Here is a 16,627-nt window from a genome sequence, read left to right on the forward strand (position 1 = left end):
ATACAACCTGGCGCAAAGAAGGAGTGTAAACTGGGGTAAAACAAAAAAAAACGCCACCCGAAGGTGGCGATTATCAAATTATTTCTTGGCTTTCGCATCAGCGGCGGCAGGAGCTGCCTGCTCTGCATTATCATCCGCTTTCGCTGCTGGCTTGATGTCGAGCAGTTCAACATCGAAGACCAGGGTGGAGTTAGCCGGGATGCCTGGAACGCCATTTTTGCCGTAAGCCAGATTCGGTGGGATCACCAGCTTGATCTTGCCACCTTTTTTAACGTGCTTCAGACCTTCGGTCCAACCCGGGATAACACCATCCAGACGGAATGACAGTGGCTCACCACGAGTGTAAGAGTTGTCGAACTCAGTACCATCAATCAGCGTACCTTTGTAATTCACAACAACCGTGTCGCTGTCTTTTGGCGCATCACCCGTCCCTTCTTTCTCTACCTGGTAGAGAAGACCGGTTTCGGTTTTCTTCACGCCTTTTTCTTTCGCGAATTTCGCCGCATAAGCATCACCTTTCGTGGTGTTCTCTTTTGCGTCTTTTTCCATCTTCGCCTGCGCTGCACCTTTCACACGACCTTCGAAAGATTGCAGTGTTTGTTCAATTTCCTGGTCAGAGAGCTTGCTCTTACCGGCAAACGCATCCTGTACACCCGCGATAAGCTGGTCTTTATCCAGTGCGATGCCCAGTTTTTCCTGCTCCTTCAGGGAGTTCTCCATGTAGCGACCCAAAGACGCGCCCAGTGCATAAGCTGACTGCTGGTCGTCATTTTTGAATGCGGCATTTTTTGGTGCCTGCTGCTGCGCAGTTGGCTTAACCGGAACAGCATCAGCAGCCATAACCAGAGGAGCATTCAGTGCAACAGCCATAGTGGTAGCTAACATTGTGACTTTAAACAGTGATTTCATCCATTTCTCCAAAACCGAAGCATCTCACCTCGGAAATCGTTTGCAGACCTGCGGTCTGTAATATAACCGGGGGCGGGATCACAAAACAATCTCGCCATAAAAACTCGAAGTTAACTTCCGACCGCGTGATTATCCGAAAGTTTCAACACAAGGAATGGTGATTCGTTCGCGCCTTTTCAACCTCTGGTGGCCAATTTAAGCCAATACTCTTACTTCTGCCTGCATTTTACCGTTAGAATCGGACAATTCGCGAGCCCGGAAGACGGGCCGGTAGTAACAAGAGGAAACAGAATGCAACAATCACTGCTGGAGCAACGGCTGGAGATAATGGAGAGTAAGCTGGCGTTCCAGGAGCACACCATTGAGGAACTTAACCTGACGGTGGTGCAACACGAGCTGGAAATGGCCCGACTGCGTGAATTGATGCGCCTGCTGACCGACAAGCTCAAAGCCGCTGCGCCATCGATGCTGGCGGATCCCTCCGAAGAAACCCCACCCCCTCACTATTGACACCGGGTCGAGGCGTGCCTCAGCACTACGATGGTTCTTCGGAAGGCCAGGTATGCCTCGCCCCTATGTTGATTCTTCGCAAGGCTCGGCATGGGTGCTTCGTAGGGGGCGGGCATGCCCGCCCCAATCCCCCCAGGCAAAGCAAAAAGGCCACCCGAAGGTGACCTTTTATCGCTGATATTCCTCAGTATGTCGTGCAATAGCCAACGCAGCTACAGCACGAAAGACGACGGAATATTAGTGGCTGCAGCCGCAACCGCCAGTCCCGCAACCGCCCTGACCATGGTCGTGATCATGGTCGTGGTCGTGGTGATGGCCGTCTTCGCCGTGAACGTGGCCGTGGGCCAGCTCTTCTTCCGTTGCTTCGCGAATAGCGATAACTTCAACGTTAAAGTTCAGGTTCTGACCTGCCAGCATGTGGTTACCATCAACCACTACGTGCTCGTCTTCCACTTCGGTAATTTCTACCGGCACTGGACCCTGGTCGGTTTCTGCCAGGAAGCGCATGCCAACCTGCAGTTCATCAACACCCATAAATACGTCTTTTGGGACGCGTTGTACCAGATTGTCATCGTAGGCACCGTACGCATCGTTTGACTCGATATTCACATCAAACTTATCGCCGACCACATGATCTTCCAGTGCTTTTTCCAGCCCGGAGATCAGAGAACCATGACCGTGCAGGTAGTCCAGCGGTGCACTCACCGGGGATTCATCAACCAACACACCGTCTTCTGTACGCACCTGGTATGCCAGGCTGACCACGAGGTCTTTTGCTACTTTCATGATTACTCCTAACCGTTGAGAGCTTGAGCCCTGATTCATTGACTGCCATTGTCAGCCTTAGTGGCTCTAAGTGGCGACGATTGTATCGAATTTCAATGCGGCTGTAAGGAACAACGTAAAAAAAGCTGAATCAGCGCGTTACTCCGGATGGAAAATACCGATAACTTGCTCATTTTCGCGCACCTGCTCACGAGCCTGTTTATCCGCTTCACGCATCTGATGGCCGCACTTTACGCACTCCACCACATCAATATTATTTTCCCGCCACAGGGCGAGGGTGTCTTTTGCCTGGCACTTTGGACAAGTCGCACCAGCGATAAAACGTTTACGCATAGTATTATTCCATATGAAATTTGGCGTTATCGGCGATGAGCGTTCGATTACGATAGCCAAAAATTAATCCGCCTCATCCCAGCCATCATATTGCCGCTTCTCATGCTGCATCTCAGCCTGGAAGATATCTTCCAGCTCGCGTCTGGCCTCTTTCACTCTTGAAATCTGCTGGCTGTCGGTATGATTTGGCATCAGCTCACGCAACATTCTCATATCCAGACGGCGGAAATGTTGCTGGGCACGGAACGCCTGATGCGGATGCATACCCAGCGTCATCAGAGTCTTACGCCCCAGTTCCAGCGCACTGCTGAACGTTTCACGGGAGAACTGCGTCACCCCCGCCTGCAACAGTTCATGTGCTTCAACACGGCCACGTGCACGCGCCAGGATCTGCAAGTGCGGGAAATGATGCTGACACAGATGAACGATCTCCATCGCATCTTCCGGGCCGTTGCAGGTTATCACGATAGACTGCGCCGTTTCTGCTCCCGCGGCACGTAATAACTCCAGCTCGGTGGCATCACCGTAATACACTTTGTAACCATATTTACGCATCAGGCTGACTGCACTGATATCACGTTCCAGTACCGTAATGCGCTTTTCATTGGCCATCAACAAACGCGCCACAACCTGACCGAAGCGACCAAAGCCCACCACAATTACCTGAGGCTTATCATCTTCAACAAAGGGTTTTTCCTGGCTGTCATCCACTTCATTAAAGCGACGCTCAAGAATTTTATCCACGCCCTGCATCAACAGCGGTGTGGTCATCATCGACAACGTAACCGTGACCAGCAGCAATGGCATCTGATCGCCACTGAACAGCTTTGCTGACGCTGCCGCAGAGAACAACACAAAAGCAAATTCCCCGCCCTGGCTGAGCACCCCGGCAAACTGCAACCGCTCAGAGCTGCGCAGGCCATAGATGCGTGACAGCAGATAGAGCACCGCCGTTTTCACCGCCACCAGGGTCACAACGCCTATCAGAATCTCAACAATATGGGTATAGAGCACACCGAGGTTTAACGCCATGCCTACCGAAATAAAGAACAATCCGAGCAGCAGTCCTTTAAAGGGATCGATGGCAATTTCCAGCTCGTGGCGATACTCACTCTCCGCCAGCAGGATACCGGCAATAAAGGTGCCCAACGCCATCGACAGACCGAGCGCATCCATAAACAGCGCCGACCCAAGCACCAGTAGCAATGCCGCCGCAGTGAAGACTTCGCGCACACCGGAGGCCGCAATAAAACGGAAAATGGGCCGCAGCAGATAGCGTCCGCCGACCAGCATTCCGCCAAACGCCAGTACTTTCATGCCGACCTTCATCCAGTCGGTATGACCACTGTCGCCGCCTGCCAGCAGCGGCACCAGCGCCAGCGCCGGGATCACCGCAAGGTCCTGGAACAGCAACACGGAAAAACCGAGCTGGCCTGACTCATTGCGGTTCATCGCTTTATCGCGCATGAGCTGCAACGCCATTGCCGTTGAGGACATCGCCAGGCCGATCCCGCCAATGGTCGCCGCCTGCCAGGAGAAATCGGTCAGCCACAGCAGCCCGCCCAGCACCAGCGCACTGAGGATCACCTGAGCAGCACCGACACCAAATATCGAACGCCGCAGCTCCCATAGTTTGGAGGGTTTCAACTCCAGCCCGATGATAAACATCAGGAACACAACGCCCAGCTCGGAGAAGTGCAGGATCTCATCGACGTCGCTGATGAAACCCAATCCCCAGGGCCCGATAGCGATCCCCGCCAGCAAATACCCCAGCACCGCGCCAATCCCCAGGCGAGCGGCGATAGGCACTGCAATCACCGCCGCAAACAGATACACCACGCCTGCGGTCAGAAGACTTTGACCTTCCATCTACACTCCTCCGTGTGGCAACGGGTTGGACAACCAGTCGCCATAGGCACGGGCATAATTTTGCATGACATCAGCGGACTGGCGACGCGCCCAGTAAATGATCATAGGCGTCATCCAGTGCATATTGCACATCTGTGCGGTCAACTCGAAAGGACGCATAATGTCCGACATCGGATAACGGTTCAGCCCTTCCTGATGGTAAGCCGCTTCCGGTTCTCCAGTAGTGATCACGCTGCGCCAGTATTTGCCTTCCAGCACATTACCGCCCACCCCGCTGGCAAAGCCACGTGACAGCACGCGGTCCAGCCACTCTTTCAGCAACGCAGGGCAACTGTAGGTGTAAAGAGGATGTTGAAAAACGATGATATCGTGTTCACGCAGCAGTTGCTGCTCACGGTGAATATCAATAAAAAAATCCGGATAGTGTGCGTACAGGTCATGCACCGTCACATGCTCAAAATGACGCGCCGGCTGCAACAAAACGCGATTAGCAATCGAATCCTGAGACTCCGGATGGGCGTACAACAGCAGGACTTTAGGCAGCTGCGACATCATTCCCCTCCAAATCGTCGTCATGGCGGGATATTTCCGCTACCATGCTCGACGCAACGGAACTACTTGATTCCGCAAAACTGATTATGATGGTGTAATTTAACATACTCTGAACTTACGGCGCTTATGATTGTATTCTCCTCGTTACAAATTCGTCGCGGTGTCCGCGTACTGCTGGACAACGCAACAGCCACGATCAACCCCGGTCAGAAAGTCGGCCTGGTCGGCAAAAACGGCTGTGGCAAATCGACGCTGCTGGCCCTGCTGAAAAACGAGATAAGCGCCGATGCCGGTAGCTTCAGTTACCCGGGTAACTGGTCGCTGGCGTGGGTCAATCAGGAAACGCCAGCGCTGGACGTTCCGGCCATTGAGTATGTTATTGATGGTGACCGCGAATTTCGTCAGCTTGAATCTTAATTAGCCCATGCAAATGAAATTAACGACGGCCATGCCATCGCCACGCTGCATGGCAAGCTGGATGCGGTTCAGGCCTGGACCATTCAGTCACGCGCCGCCAGTCTGCTGGACGGCCTCGGTTTCAGCCAGGAACAATTACAGCGACCGGTGAGTGATTTCTCTGGCGGCTGGCGTATGCGCCTTAACCTTGCGCAGGCACTAATCTGCCGCTCAGACCTGCTGCTGCTGGATGAACCGACCAACCACCTTGATCTTGATGCCGTGATCTGGCTGGAACGCTGGCTGAAAAGCTACAGTGGTACGCTGATCCTGATTTCGCACGATCGGGACTTCCTTGACCCGGTGGTCGACAAGATCCTGCACATAGAGCAGCAGTCCATCTTCGAGTACACCGGCAACTACAGCTCGTTCGAAATTCAGCGTGCGACCAAGCTTTCACAACAGCAGTCGATGTTCGAACATCAGCAGCAAAAAGTGGCGCACCTGCAAAGCTTTATCGATCGGTTTAAAGCGAAAGCCAGCAAGGCGAAACAGGCACAGAGCCGCATCAAAATGCTGGAACGTATGGAGCTTATCGCCCCGGCTCACGTTGATAACCCGTTTACCTTCAGCTTCCGCGAGCCTGAAAGCCTGCCGAATCCCCTGTTGAAAATGGAAAAAGTCAGCGCGGGTTATGGCGACAGAAAAATCCTTAACTCGATCAAACTCAACCTGGTACCCGGCTCACGTATTGGTCTGCTGGGGCGTAACGGCGCAGGTAAATCAACGCTGATTAAGCTGTTGGCCGGTGAACTGGCCCCGCTGGAAGGGGATATCGGGCTGTCGAAAGGCATTAAGCTTGGCTACTTCGCCCAGCATCAGCTAGAGTTTTTGCGCGCCGATGAGTCCCCCATTCAGCACCTGGTGCGCCTGGCACCGAAAGTGCTGGAACAACAGCTGCGCGACTATCTTGGCGGCTTTGGTTTCCAGGGCGATAAAGTCACGGAAGAAACACGCCGTTTCTCCGGTGGCGAGAAAGCGCGCCTGGTCCTGGCCTTAGTGGTCTGGCAACGTCCCAACCTGCTGCTGCTGGATGAACCGACAAACCATCTTGACCTCGATATGCGTCAGGCACTGACCGAGGCACTGATCGATTTCGAAGGCGCTCTGGTTGTTGTGTCGCATGACCGCCATCTGCTGCGCTCCACCACCGACGATCTCTACCTGGTGCACGATGGCAAAGTCGAAGCCTTCGAAGGAGACCTGGAAGATTATCAGCAGTGGTTGAGTGACCTCCAACGTCAGACCAGCGCAGAGGCCGCCCCGAAAGCCGACAGCGCCAACAGCGCTCAGGCCCGTAAAGACCAGAAACGCCGCGATGCCGAACTGCGCACCCAGACTCAGCCACTGCGTAAGCAGATTGAGAAACTGGAGAAGCAGATGGAAAAACACAACGCCCAGCTGGCTGACGCGGAGAGTAAACTGTCTGAAAGCGCCATTTACGATCAGAGCCGCAAAGCCGATCTGACCGCTGCACTGCAACAGCAGGCAACGGCGAAATCAGCATTGGAAGAGTGCGAAATGGAATGGCTGGAAGCGCAGGAAGAATTAGAGTCGATCATGAACGCCTGATGCAGCAGTCCGGGCGCGGCATGCCACGCCCCTACGACACTGATTTATCGGGATAACGCACTCTGGGACACAACCGGGCGCGGCATGCCACGCCCCTACGACACTGATTTATCGGGATAACGCACTCTGGGACACAACCCGACGCGGCATACCGCGCCACTACGACACTGATTTAACGGGATAACGCACTCTGGGACACAACCCGACGCGGCATGCCACGCCCCTACGACACTGATTTATCGGGATAACACATTCGTAGGGGTCGGGCATGCCCGACCCGCATCTCGTTACTGCGCCGCCAGACGCTGGCGAAGCGCGGTCAGATCTTCAACGTTATGCAGCTTTCCATCCAGGAAACGGATTTTCAGCTCCCCACCCTGCTCCTGCTGCCAGCTCTGACCGTCCAGCAGACGATATTTCCCTTCATCATCTTTTTCCACCCGTAACAGGCCCCGCGCAGAGTTTTTCATGCCATTGTCCGTTTTCGGCTGTTTGAAGATCTCACGCCCCTCACCGTTCACTTCGCCATAGGTCGCTTTCATCGCGAAACCAAAGGTGTCACGCGTGTTGTACTGATAAGTATAAGACCCGACGCCGAACACCACATTGCTGCTGGCAAAACCTTTGGCCTCCAGACGGCTCAGGATCAGATTGGCACGCTCAAGCGTAATCGAGTCGCCGTAAATCAGGCCAACATGCGGGTCCAGCACCTTGTAGCCCTTCGCATTGATCGTGCCGCCGAAGATCTCCCACAGCACTTCGACGGAGCCTTTCTGTTGTGCACTGCGTGCCGGATCGCGGTCGGCATCGTCGCCGCTGCCGCACAGTATCTCCACCGGGTCACCGCTGTCAGGGCGGAACACCAGACGGCCTTCACGCGCCATGATCTCGGGTTTGAGCTCGCGGCTGTATTCGGTCAGTACTTTCCAGTAATCCCAGGTATCGGACACCACCGAAACAAACCCGGCAGGATAAAGCTCCGTCAGCAGACGACGGAAGGTGGCGATCTCACCCTGCTCCTCACCCATGCACATCACGCTGTGCTCGGTGGCAGGAATACTCCCGGCAATAAACGTCCCTTCTGCCGGGCGGTAGTACTGCTGCGCATAGAGAATAGAAGGCAGACTGTCAGTACCGGTAAAACTCAGCAGGTGGCCCACCCCCGATTGTGCAGCATCATGCAGGCCTGACATGCCGCGGAACGAGAAGTCATGACACTGAAAATCGACATGTGTCATATCGTCACAGGTCCGTTCCGCCCACTGCTGACAAATCTGGCGATAGTGGTGCGCCACGGTAGCATTGGTGGAAGACTTCCACAGCTCTGCCGACATCACGCTCTCAAGGTAGTTAACCAGCCAGAAAAACTCATCCACGGTATTGGTGATGGTCAGCACCGGAATTTTCATTGACACTTTGCTGCCTTCATCCAGGCTTTTGATCGCCAGCGGCAAATAGCCCAGGCGATGCAGTGCGCGGATATGCTCCACGCTGACGCTATTTTTTCCCAGGTAGCTGTCCATCAGTTGCTGATACTCGCCCACCACCTGCTCTTCCGGCTGGGCAAAGAATTTGTCGTTAAACAAATCGACCATAAACCACTGTAAAAAACCCTGCAGGCCGAAAAACACCAGCGCATCATCCGCCAGCGGTGAGTGGAAATAACGATTTCCACGCGGGGTAAAGTTGGAGTACACGCGGTTCGTTCCCGCCGGGTACTGTTCGCGATGTGTGGTTTTGTAGCCGTCGATAGCCAGAATCGGATTAATTTGCATGGGATGCTCCTTCACTGCGGTAAATGGTCTCGATATCAATCAGTTCTACACGTTCCTGCGCCAGTTCATGTCCCGCCAGTGATGTGGTGGTCCATATGCGGTCGATCCCCTGGCTCAGCAGGTGATCCACTCCTTTGCTGAACAGCCCGTGCGTGACATACAGGCTGACCGAACGCGCACCGGCAGCACGTAACACCGCAGCTGAACCGATAAAGGTGCCCCCTGCATCGCAGAGGTCGTCAGCAATCAGCACATCCCGGTTCATCACATTGCCTTTCAACAGCTCGAATCCGCTCAGTGCACCGCTGGCAATATCACGGTGTTTGCCCAGAATGCCGTATTCCATGGCGTTAACCTGCTGCGCCAGCGCATGCACCTTCTTCAACGCACCTGCATCGGGCGCAACCAGCATCATGCCTTGCGCCAGTTCAGCGCGCAGCGTAGGGCTGTGGATCAGAGCGCGATGCTGTGGGATCGCCACCAGACGGTCAACAACGCCTGCGGCCACATCGCTATGCGGATCAAGCACCACTACGCGGTCAAAGCGCAGTTGATTAAGAAAACCGGCAAACACTTTCAACGCAAAACTGTCACCGTCACGCATGGTGCGGTCCTGGCGGGCATAGGGCAGCCACGGCAGCTCAAGAGTCGTCTGGCGCAGCAGGCAGCGCTGGCGTACCGCATCCAGTACCTGCGCGACCAGCATCAGGTCATCCAGTGTCTGCATCGCACTGGCACGCAGCGTCAGAATGGTGGCCTGCGGATCAAGCGACGACAGCACACGTCCCCAGACCGCACCGTCAGGAAAGCGACCGCTTTCCAGCGCGGCCTCCTGACCATCGAGTGTTAATTGCAGTTTCATCATCGCAGACTCCTATTTACCAGTTAATGTCTCAAGGACATTTATATAATTGTCCAAGAGACACTAATTAACAAGTAAAAAATAACTCGCGGAGAGAAAAACTGGTTAACACCATGATTTTAAATCAAATAAATCTCATCAAAAAAGCGGCATGATTGAATCATTACGCCGGGGCTGGTAGTGTGTCCCAGCGACACTTCCTGCAGGAACCCTATGATGTCATCAGAAGAAGAGTATCTGGCGCAGTACGATGCCTCACGCTATGCCGCACCGCTTGTCACCGTCGACAGCGTGCTGTTTACCCTATGGCAGGAACAGCTGTGCGTGTTACTGGTACAACGTGCTAATCATCCGCAACGGGGATGGTGGGGGCTACCGGGAGGGTTTATTGATATGCAACAGGATGAATCCACGCGTGCCACGGCGCTGCGTAAACTGCGTGAGAAAACCACGGTCAATCCTCCGTGGCTTGAACAGCTGGCAACCTGGTCAGGGCCAGATCGAGATCCCCGCGGCTGGAGCCTGACCACTGCCTGGTATGCGCTGATCGCCGCGGAAAATTGCCGCGCAGAAAGTGAGGACGTGAGCGATGTGCAGTGGCAACCGCTGGCCGGGCTGGCACAGCGCAGCGATATCGCCTTTGACCACCAGCTGATTATTGCCGAAGCCCTGCAACGGCTGCGGCAAAAAACGCTCTACTCCCTGCTGCCCGTCTACTGCCTGCCTGCCGCCTTTACCCTCACGCAGTTGCAGGACGTAACCGAAACGATCCTCGACCGCCCGGTGCAGCGTAAAAGCCTGATCCGTCGTTTTGAGGCCTCAGCGATGTTTGAGGAAACCGGGGAAAGCGTGGCGACGGGCGCGCGAAAGGCCAAACTGTATCGCCTTAAGCCGGGTGCGGATGTTCATACCTTCTCCCGCAACCTGATGATCGACAATTAAAACGGCCTTGTACCGGGCTGCGACTGTGTTGCTGCGTCTCCTCGCGCCTTGTCTCGCTCCGGTACAATCCGTTTTGTTAAAAGGGCTTGTCCCCTAATATCGTTGCTCTGTGCATGATGCGGCGCGCCGGTAAATAATCCGCATTGGCATAATGTTGCGTCACGCGGTTATCCCAGATGGCCACATCACCCACCTGCCAGCGCCAGCGCACCTGGAAGTCAGGTTTGGTGACATGGGCAAACAAGAAATGCAGCAGCGCATCACTCTCCTTCTCTGTCAGACCGACAATACGCGTGGTAAAGCCTTCATTAACAAATAACGCCTTTTTACCGCTGACCGGATGGGTGCGGATCACTGGATGTAACACGGGCGGATTCTTCGCCACCGCCTGCTGCCAGCGCTGATGTTCTTCCTCACTGCCGCGATATTTGTATTCCTGGAAGGCTTTGCGGAAATCATGCTCGGCCTGTAACCCACCCAGCAGCACCTGTAACGGTTCAGACAGCGCGTTATACGCAGCGATCCCACTGGTCCACAGCGTATCGCCCCCGGTTTCGGGTAACTGCTTCGCCGCGAGGATCGCCCCGGCTGGAGGGGTTTCAATAAACGTCACATCGGTATGCCAGTTGTCGTTATCCGGCGGGTTATCGTCATGGGTATCCAGCACGATAATCTCCTCCACATCCGGCGCATGCGGATAAACCGGGTGAATATGCAGGTCGCCAAACCGTGCCGCCAGCTGGCGATGCTGCTGCGGGGTTAACGGCTGGTCACGCAGGAACAGTACCTGATGGCGGATCAGCGCATGATAGAGCTGCTCAAACTGCGCATCGCTTAACGGGCGGGTCAAATCTACATCGCTGACCTGGGCACCAATATAGGGGCCAAGCGCCTGAATTTTAATACGTTCGTTCATTGTTGTACTCCATGCCAGGGGGTAAGGCGGCGCTGCAAGGCGCGTAGCCCCAGCTCCAGCGCAAAAGCTATCAGGGCGATCACCGAGATACCGGCCAGCACCACATCGGTGGCGAGAAACTCGCCAGCTGACTGCACCATAAAGCCCAGTCCGCGGGTGGCGGCGATCAGTTCAGCGGCCACCAGCGTCGACCAGCCGACGCCAAGACCAATACGAATGCCTGTCAGGATTTCCGGCAGCGCACCGGGCAGAACCACATGCCACAGCACCTGCCAGCGGCTGGCACCAAGTGAGCGGGCGGCACGCAGACGGACCTGCTGAGCACTTTTTACCCCGGCCACCGCCGACATCGCGATCGGCGCAAAAATCGCCAGGTAGATCAGTAAAATTTTTGAGGTCTCGCCAATACCAAACCAGATCACCATCAGTGGCAAATAAGCCAGCGGCGGCACAGGACGGTACAGCTCAATCAACGGGTCGAGAATGCCGCGCACGGTGTCATTCAGCCCCATAAAAATGCCGACCGGAACGCCAATCAACGTCGCGGCCAACAGCGCAATCACAATGCGCGTCAGGCTCGCACCCAAATGCTGCCACAGCGTGGCATCCATAAACCCGACCGGGCTGGCGATGATCAGTAACTGGTGTAAGACCTTCTGCGGCGGCGGCAGAAACAGTGGCTCAATCAGCTGTAAGGCGGTCACGGCCCACCACACGGCCAGCAACACCAGAAGTGTACCCACGCTGAGTGTCAGCTGACGCGACAGCGGCCAGCGCCATTTCACACGGCGCACCGTGCTTTTTTCGTTAATCAGGGAGCTCATGCAAATACCTCACGCTGCTGGAACACCCGGCCGAGTACGTATTCACGGCGTTCAATAAAGGCAGGATCGGATTTAATCGCGCGGCAGGCTTCCCCCGCTGCATAGCGGCGGCCAAAGTCGAGTGACAGGCGTTCGACAATACGGCCCGGCCCCGGAGACAGTAGAATCAGTTCGCTGGCGAGGAATACGGCTTCCTCAATATCGTGCGTAATCAACAGAATCTGTTTGCCACTGTCGCGCCATAACGTCAGCAACAGTTCCTGCATCTGCTCGCGGGTAAAGGCGTCAAGTGCGCCGAAGGGTTCATCGAGCAGCAGCAGACGCGGGTCAGCCGCCAGTGCGCGGGCAATGCCAACGCGTTGACGCATACCGCCCGAAAGCTGCCAGATAAAGCGTTTTTCAGCACCCTCCAGCCCGACTTTTTTCAGCATCTGGCGTGCCACTGCCCGGCGGGCATTTTTTTCCACTCCTGCCAGCTGGAGCCCGAATGCAACGTTATCCAGTACATTGCGCCATGGCAGCAGCCCTTCATGCTGAAAGACCACGCCCCGGTCGGCGCCCGGTCCACTCACCGGCTGGCTGTCCAGCGTAATGCTGCCACCGTCTGCCGGAATAAATCCGGCAATCAGGTTCAGCAGCGTGGTCTTGCCGCAGCCCGAAGGCCCCAGAACCACTACCAGCTCTCCATTGCCGATCGACAGGTTGATATCCTGTAATGCCAGTTGTCCTGCATAGCTGGCGCGAAGATGAGAGACTGACAGCATGATTCTGGCTCCTGTTATTGTGCGAGAGGTTTCACAAAGCGGTCGGTGACGTAGCTGCTGTAATCCGTTGCGATTTCCGGCACTTTGCCCTGCTCTTTCAGGAACTGGGCCGTATCCACAATCGCCTTGTTCACCGGGCCGTTAAGCTGCTCCACCTGCTGCTTCGCTGTCAGATAGGTATTTCCTTTCACCAGAACCGGAACGTCAGCATTCGGCACACCGCTGAAGCGCGACAGCTTGGTCAGGTTATCGTCCTGCTTCAGCCACTGCTGTGGGTTATCAAGATAGGCTTTCTGCGCGTCCAGTGCGCTGCGGGCAAAGGCAGTCACCACTTCCGGATGCTGCTGGGCAAAGTCTTTACGCACTACCCACACATCCAGCGTTGGCGAACCCCATTTCCCGACCTGGGCGGAATCGGTCAGCACCTTGCCGTCTTTCTCCAGCTGATTCACTGCCGGAGCCCAGACGTAAGCACCATCGATGTCACCACGCTGCCAGGCTGCAAGAATGGCCGGGGGTTGCAGGTTAATGATCTGTACCTGGCCCGGCTTAATGCCCCAGTGCTTCAACGACGCCAGCAGACTGTAATGCGTGGTTGAAATAAAGGGCACGGCGATGCGCTTGCCAATCAGGTCTTTCGGACTCTTGATGTCTTTTTTCACCACCAGCGCTTCGGAGTTGCCCAGTTGGGAAGCCAGCAGGAACACCTCGATAGGCAGTTTTTGACTGGCGGCGACCGCCAGTGGGCTGGAACCGATATTGCCGATCTGTACGTCGCCGGAAGCCAGTGCGCGGATCACGCTGGAGCCGCTGTCGAATTTACGCCAGTCGACTTTCGCCCCGCTCTCTTTGGCAAAGGTGCCGTCAGCCTGAGCGACTTTTGCCGGTTCTGCTGATGTCTGATACGCGATGGTGACATCGACTGCCTGAACGCTGAGTGCTGTCAGTGACAATGCCGCTGCCAATATTGAAAGTGTGAATTTACCCGCCATAGCCCGCTCCAGAGATTATTGTTATTGGTGAACACCTCCTTTGTAACCGGGCGCGACTATCGTAATAAAGTAATTAAAAATTCTTTTTTATATCAAAAATTGCTTAGGAAGAATTGTGAATTGATTTGCCAAAAAATGGTAAAAGCCTTAGTTAAGCGTATTTTCAGAATAAGCAGGGTTTACGCACTGCGCATTTCCCTTGCACCACAGTCTCAACGCCAGGCGACTGCCCTGCAAAAAGAGATGGCCGATACCATCAATCAAATGCTGAAACGCAAAGCCTGACGGCCATCAATAGCGGAAAAACTACCGACATATGCGTTACAAGCACTGAACTCCGCCTTCGCCCAGCAGCATTTGCGCCTGCTGGAAAACGATACGCTGGCGTTCGAGACCGACCTCACCGTGCTGAACAGTCTGCTGAAAACCGATGGGTTTAAGCCGTAATCGGGCCGGGTATGCCCGGCCCCTACGGAAAATGAAGAATATCGTAGGTCCGAAGCACGACGTAGAGGCGGGGAAGATCGTAGGTCCGAAGCAAATACCGTAGGGGCGAGGCACGCCTCGCCCGCGGTTTTAGTGCCAGATCAGCAATACGCAGGCCGCGGTTAACAACCCCATAAAAACATTGAAAAGGGTCCAGGCCCGGCGACTGCGCAGAATGCGGCCTATCAGCGTGCCGAAGCCTAACCAGATCACCCCGGAAACCACATTGACCAGCGCCATGCCAATACTGATGGCAATCACCGAGTTTTTGTAGGCTTCACCGGCCAGACTGAAGCTGGCCACAGCACCCAGTGCCATTAGCCAGGCTTTCGGGTTAATCAGTTGCAACAGACCGCCCTGCCAGAACGGCATCGGCGCTGCGGGTGCGTTACCCGTTTCCAGTTTTTCGTATTCCGCGCTGCCGATTTTCCACGCCAGCCAGAGCAAATAGGCACTGCCCGCTATTTTCAGGAACAGATGGAGGGAAGGATAAAGCAGAATCAAACCACCCACGCCAAAGGCCACCATCAGCAGCATCACCTGCATCCCGATCATAATGCCGATCAGTAACATCAGAGAGCGCAGAAAACCAAAGTTAGCACCTGAGGCGGTGAGTAACATATTATTAGGGCCTGGCGTAATCGCCGCGACCCACAGAAAGCCCAGCATTGATAAAAACAGACTCAGTTCCATAGAACGGGTGCTCCCCACCCCTCTGAAAAATTAACAACCTGACGAAGCTAACAGCGTGCTATGGATCCTACAAGCTCTAACCCGATAAATTTTAGCCCCCTGACGGATAACGCTTTTCGTCCACTAATGGGCACCAGCAATCCGCATCTGCAAACCATTCTGCCGCGCCTGATCCGTCGCCGCATTACCCTGCAACCCCACTGGCAGCGCCTGACGTTACCGGATAGCGATTTTGTCGATCTGGCATGGAGTGAAGATCCGGCGGCCGCACGCCACAAACCCCGAGTGGTCCTGTTCCACGGGCTGGAGGGCAGTTTTCACAGCCCTTATGCGCACGGCCTGCTTCAGGCGTGGAAAGATCGCGGCTGGCTTGGCGTGGTGATGCATTTTCGCGGTTGCAGTGGTGTACCGAATCGGCTCAACCGTATCTATCACTCCGGTGAGACAGAAGACGCCAGCTACTTTTTGCAGTGGTTGCGCGATGAATGGGGACAGGTTCCTACCGCCGCGGTGGGGATTTCCCTGGGCGGGAATATGCTGGCCTGTCTGATGGGCAAGCAGGGCGAGGGCTGCCTGCTGGACGCGGGCGTGGTGGTTTCCGCCCCGCTGATGCTGGAACCCTGTAGTCTGCGGCTGGAGCAGGGATTTTCACGCATCTATCAGCGTTATTTGCTGGGATTGCTGAAGCAGAATGCCGAACGCAAACTCCGCGCGTGGCCGGGAACACTCCCTGTCGACCTGGCTCAGCTTAAATCGCTGCGCCTGCTACGCGACTTTGACGATGCGATCACCGCGCGCGCGCACGGCTTTGCGGATGCCAGCGACTACTATCATCGTTGCAGCGCCATGCCGTTGCTCCCCGGCGTGCGTAAACCGTTATTGGTGATACACGCGAAAGACGACCCTTTTATGACCCCTGAGGTCATCCCTGATCCGGCATTACTGCCCGCCTGTGTTGAGTATCAGCTGACGCAGCACGGTGGACACGTCGGTTTCGTCGGCGGCACGCTGCGTAAACCTGCGATGTGGCTGGAACAGCGCATCCCTCAGTGGCTTAACACCTGGCTGGAGAAATGATGATTATCCCCTGGAAAGACCTTGATACCGAGACGCTCGACAATTTGATTGAATCCTTCGTGCTGCGTGAAGGCACCGACTATGGTGAACAGGAGCGCTCGCTAAAACAGAAAGTCGACGATGTCCGTCGCCAGCTCAACAGCGGCGAGGTGGTGCTGGTGTGGTCGGAATTGCATGAATCCGTCAACATCATGCCGCGCGGCCAGTTTCGTGAATAAATAGTCGTGAATAAGTAAACGTGAAGCCATAATGACTTGGACGGGTAAAACATGTTACCAATGATCCGTCCGTCCGACCTTTATCAGGGAG

17 protein-coding genes and 1 pseudogene are annotated in these 16,627 nt (G+C 55.2%); 6 read left to right on the top strand and 12 right to left on the bottom strand.

Annotated elements, in window-relative coordinates; all coding sequences use genetic code 11:
* Window positions 1–78: 78 nt before the first annotated feature.
* Window positions 79–909, bottom strand: coding sequence for an FKBP-type peptidyl-prolyl cis-trans isomerase (gene fkpA / locus WH277_RS23155; RefSeq protein ID WP_159337879.1), 831 nt, complete (start codon window positions 907–909; stop codon window positions 79–81).
* A 291-nt stretch (window positions 910–1,200) separates the two neighbouring features.
* On the opposite strand from fkpA, the gene WH277_RS23160 reads away from it, so the two are divergent.
* Complete coding sequence (locus WH277_RS23160; RefSeq protein WP_133846695.1) at window positions 1,201–1,419, top strand: SlyX family protein; 219 nt, start codon at window positions 1,201–1,203, stop codon at window positions 1,417–1,419.
* Between the two features lie 237 nt (window positions 1,420–1,656).
* On the opposite strand, the gene slyD is transcribed toward WH277_RS23160, so the two are convergent.
* From slyD to kefG, 4 genes are all read right to left on the bottom strand, one after another.
* Window positions 1,657–2,205 carry a peptidylprolyl isomerase gene (gene slyD / locus WH277_RS23165; RefSeq protein ID WP_133846694.1) on the bottom strand — a complete coding sequence of 183 codons (549 nt, stop codon included), beginning with the start codon at window positions 2,203–2,205 and terminating at the stop codon, window positions 1,657–1,659.
* Between the two features lie 138 nt (window positions 2,206–2,343).
* On the bottom strand, window positions 2,344–2,538 hold the full coding sequence (locus WH277_RS23170; RefSeq protein ID WP_133846693.1) for a YheV family putative zinc ribbon protein: 195 nt from the start codon (window positions 2,536–2,538) through the stop codon (window positions 2,344–2,346).
* A gap of 63 nt (window positions 2,539–2,601) precedes the next feature.
* Complete coding sequence (gene kefB, locus WH277_RS23175) at window positions 2,602–4,407, bottom strand: glutathione-regulated potassium-efflux system protein KefB (protein WP_133846692.1); 1,806 nt, start codon at window positions 4,405–4,407, stop codon at window positions 2,602–2,604.
* Window positions 4,408–4,959 carry a glutathione-regulated potassium-efflux system ancillary protein KefG gene (gene kefG / locus WH277_RS23180; protein WP_133846707.1) on the bottom strand — a complete coding sequence of 184 codons (552 nt, stop codon included), beginning with the start codon at window positions 4,957–4,959 and terminating at the stop codon, window positions 4,408–4,410.
* A gap of 126 nt (window positions 4,960–5,085) precedes the next feature.
* On the opposite strand from kefG, the pseudogene WH277_RS23185 reads away from it, so the two are divergent.
* Window positions 5,086–6,987 (top strand): annotated as a pseudogene (locus WH277_RS23185) (ABC transporter ATP-binding protein).
* Between the two features lie 287 nt (window positions 6,988–7,274).
* Here WH277_RS23185 and WH277_RS23190 read toward each other — a convergent pair.
* Window positions 7,275–8,762, bottom strand: coding sequence for a nicotinate phosphoribosyltransferase (locus WH277_RS23190; protein ID WP_339507096.1), 1,488 nt, complete (start codon window positions 8,760–8,762; stop codon window positions 7,275–7,277).
* Complete coding sequence (gene prs / locus WH277_RS23195) at window positions 8,752–9,627, bottom strand: ribose-phosphate diphosphokinase (RefSeq protein WP_339507098.1); 876 nt, start codon at window positions 9,625–9,627, stop codon at window positions 8,752–8,754. Before prs ends, WH277_RS23190 begins: the two co-directional genes overlap by 11 nt.
* Window positions 9,628–9,840: 213 nt before the next feature.
* Here prs and WH277_RS23200 point away from each other — a divergent pair, with 213 nt between their 5' ends.
* Window positions 9,841–10,566 (top strand): NUDIX hydrolase, encoded by a 726-nt coding sequence (locus WH277_RS23200; RefSeq protein WP_159337889.1) that lies wholly within the window; start codon window positions 9,841–9,843, stop codon window positions 10,564–10,566.
* A 76-nt stretch (window positions 10,567–10,642) separates the two neighbouring features.
* Here the strand turns inward: WH277_RS23200 and tauD are convergent, their stop codons facing one another.
* The 4 genes from tauD to tauA are packed head-to-tail and all read right to left on the bottom strand — an operon-like array spanning window position 10,643 to window position 14,062.
* Window positions 10,643–11,482: a taurine dioxygenase gene (gene tauD / locus WH277_RS23205; RefSeq protein ID WP_133846688.1), complete on the bottom strand. Its 840-nt coding sequence runs from the start codon at window positions 11,480–11,482 to the stop codon at window positions 10,643–10,645.
* Window positions 11,479–12,306 carry a taurine ABC transporter permease TauC gene (gene tauC / locus WH277_RS23210; RefSeq protein ID WP_159337873.1) on the bottom strand — a complete coding sequence of 276 codons (828 nt, stop codon included), beginning with the start codon at window positions 12,304–12,306 and terminating at the stop codon, window positions 11,479–11,481. Before tauC ends, tauD begins: the two co-directional genes overlap by 4 nt.
* The gene (tauB, locus tag WH277_RS23215) at window positions 12,303–13,070 is read right to left on the bottom strand and encodes a taurine ABC transporter ATP-binding subunit (RefSeq protein ID WP_339507102.1); all 768 of its coding nucleotides are present in this window, start codon (window positions 13,068–13,070) and stop codon (window positions 12,303–12,305) included. Before tauB ends, tauC begins: the two co-directional genes overlap by 4 nt.
* A gap of 14 nt (window positions 13,071–13,084) precedes the next feature.
* Window positions 13,085–14,062 (bottom strand): taurine ABC transporter substrate-binding protein, encoded by a 978-nt coding sequence (gene tauA, locus WH277_RS23220; RefSeq protein WP_133846685.1) that lies wholly within the window; start codon window positions 14,060–14,062, stop codon window positions 13,085–13,087.
* A 27-nt stretch (window positions 14,063–14,089) separates the two neighbouring features.
* Between tauA and WH277_RS23225 the strand changes: the two genes are divergently transcribed.
* Complete coding sequence (locus tag WH277_RS23225; protein ID WP_159337867.1) at window positions 14,090–14,347, top strand: hypothetical protein; 258 nt, start codon at window positions 14,090–14,092, stop codon at window positions 14,345–14,347.
* A 291-nt stretch (window positions 14,348–14,638) separates the two neighbouring features.
* Here WH277_RS23225 and WH277_RS23230 read toward each other — a convergent pair whose 3' ends face one another.
* Window positions 14,639–15,241: a LysE family translocator gene (locus WH277_RS23230; RefSeq protein ID WP_133846683.1), complete on the bottom strand. Its 603-nt coding sequence runs from the start codon at window positions 15,239–15,241 to the stop codon at window positions 14,639–14,641.
* Window positions 15,242–15,301: 60 nt separating this feature from the next.
* On the opposite strand from WH277_RS23230, the gene WH277_RS23235 reads away from it, so the two are divergent.
* Complete coding sequence (locus WH277_RS23235) at window positions 15,302–16,318, top strand: hydrolase (protein WP_339507105.1); 1,017 nt, start codon at window positions 15,302–15,304, stop codon at window positions 16,316–16,318.
* Complete coding sequence (locus WH277_RS23240) at window positions 16,318–16,536, top strand: YheU family protein (protein WP_133846705.1); 219 nt, start codon at window positions 16,318–16,320, stop codon at window positions 16,534–16,536. The genes WH277_RS23235 and WH277_RS23240 overlap by 1 nt, the downstream gene beginning before the upstream one ends.
* Window positions 16,537–16,627: the final 91 nt, after the last annotated feature.

This window comes from Erwinia sp. MYb416 (assembly GCF_037479575.1).
Taxonomy (GTDB): domain Bacteria; phylum Pseudomonadota; class Gammaproteobacteria; order Enterobacterales; family Enterobacteriaceae; genus Erwinia; species Erwinia rhapontici.

Bases quoted from the DNA above. Each gene is read 5' to 3' on its own strand.
- fkpA (WP_159337879.1), bottom strand. From the start codon at position 909: ATGAAATCACTGTTTAAAGTCACAATGTTAGCTACCACTATGGCTGTT.
- WH277_RS23160 (WP_133846695.1), top strand. From the start codon at position 1,201: ATGCAACAATCACTGCTGGAGCAACGGCTGGAGATAATGGAGAGTAAG.
- slyD (WP_133846694.1), bottom strand. From the start codon at position 2,205: ATGAAAGTAGCAAAAGACCTCGTGGTCAGCCTGGCATACCAGGTGCGT.
- WH277_RS23170 (WP_133846693.1), bottom strand. From the start codon at position 2,538: ATGCGTAAACGTTTTATCGCTGGTGCGACTTGTCCAAAGTGCCAGGCA.
- kefB (WP_133846692.1), bottom strand. From the start codon at position 4,407: ATGGAAGGTCAAAGTCTTCTGACCGCAGGCGTGGTGTATCTGTTTGCG.
- kefG (WP_133846707.1), bottom strand. From the start codon at position 4,959: ATGTCGCAGCTGCCTAAAGTCCTGCTGTTGTACGCCCATCCGGAGTCT.
- WH277_RS23190 (WP_339507096.1), bottom strand. From the start codon at position 8,762: ATGCAAATTAATCCGATTCTGGCTATCGACGGCTACAAAACCACACAT.
- prs (WP_339507098.1), bottom strand. From the start codon at position 9,627: ATGATGAAACTGCAATTAACACTCGATGGTCAGGAGGCCGCGCTGGAA.
- WH277_RS23200 (WP_159337889.1), top strand. From the start codon at position 9,841: ATGTCATCAGAAGAAGAGTATCTGGCGCAGTACGATGCCTCACGCTAT.
- tauD (WP_133846688.1), bottom strand. From the start codon at position 11,482: ATGAACGAACGTATTAAAATTCAGGCGCTTGGCCCCTATATTGGTGCC.
- tauC (WP_159337873.1), bottom strand. From the start codon at position 12,306: ATGAGCTCCCTGATTAACGAAAAAAGCACGGTGCGCCGTGTGAAATGG.
- tauB (WP_339507102.1), bottom strand. From the start codon at position 13,070: ATGCTGTCAGTCTCTCATCTTCGCGCCAGCTATGCAGGACAACTGGCA.
- tauA (WP_133846685.1), bottom strand. From the start codon at position 14,062: ATGGCGGGTAAATTCACACTTTCAATATTGGCAGCGGCATTGTCACTG.
- WH277_RS23230 (WP_133846683.1), bottom strand. From the start codon at position 15,241: ATGGAACTGAGTCTGTTTTTATCAATGCTGGGCTTTCTGTGGGTCGCG.
- WH277_RS23235 (WP_339507105.1), top strand. From the start codon at position 15,302: ATGGATCCTACAAGCTCTAACCCGATAAATTTTAGCCCCCTGACGGAT.
- WH277_RS23240 (WP_133846705.1), top strand. From the start codon at position 16,318: ATGATTATCCCCTGGAAAGACCTTGATACCGAGACGCTCGACAATTTG.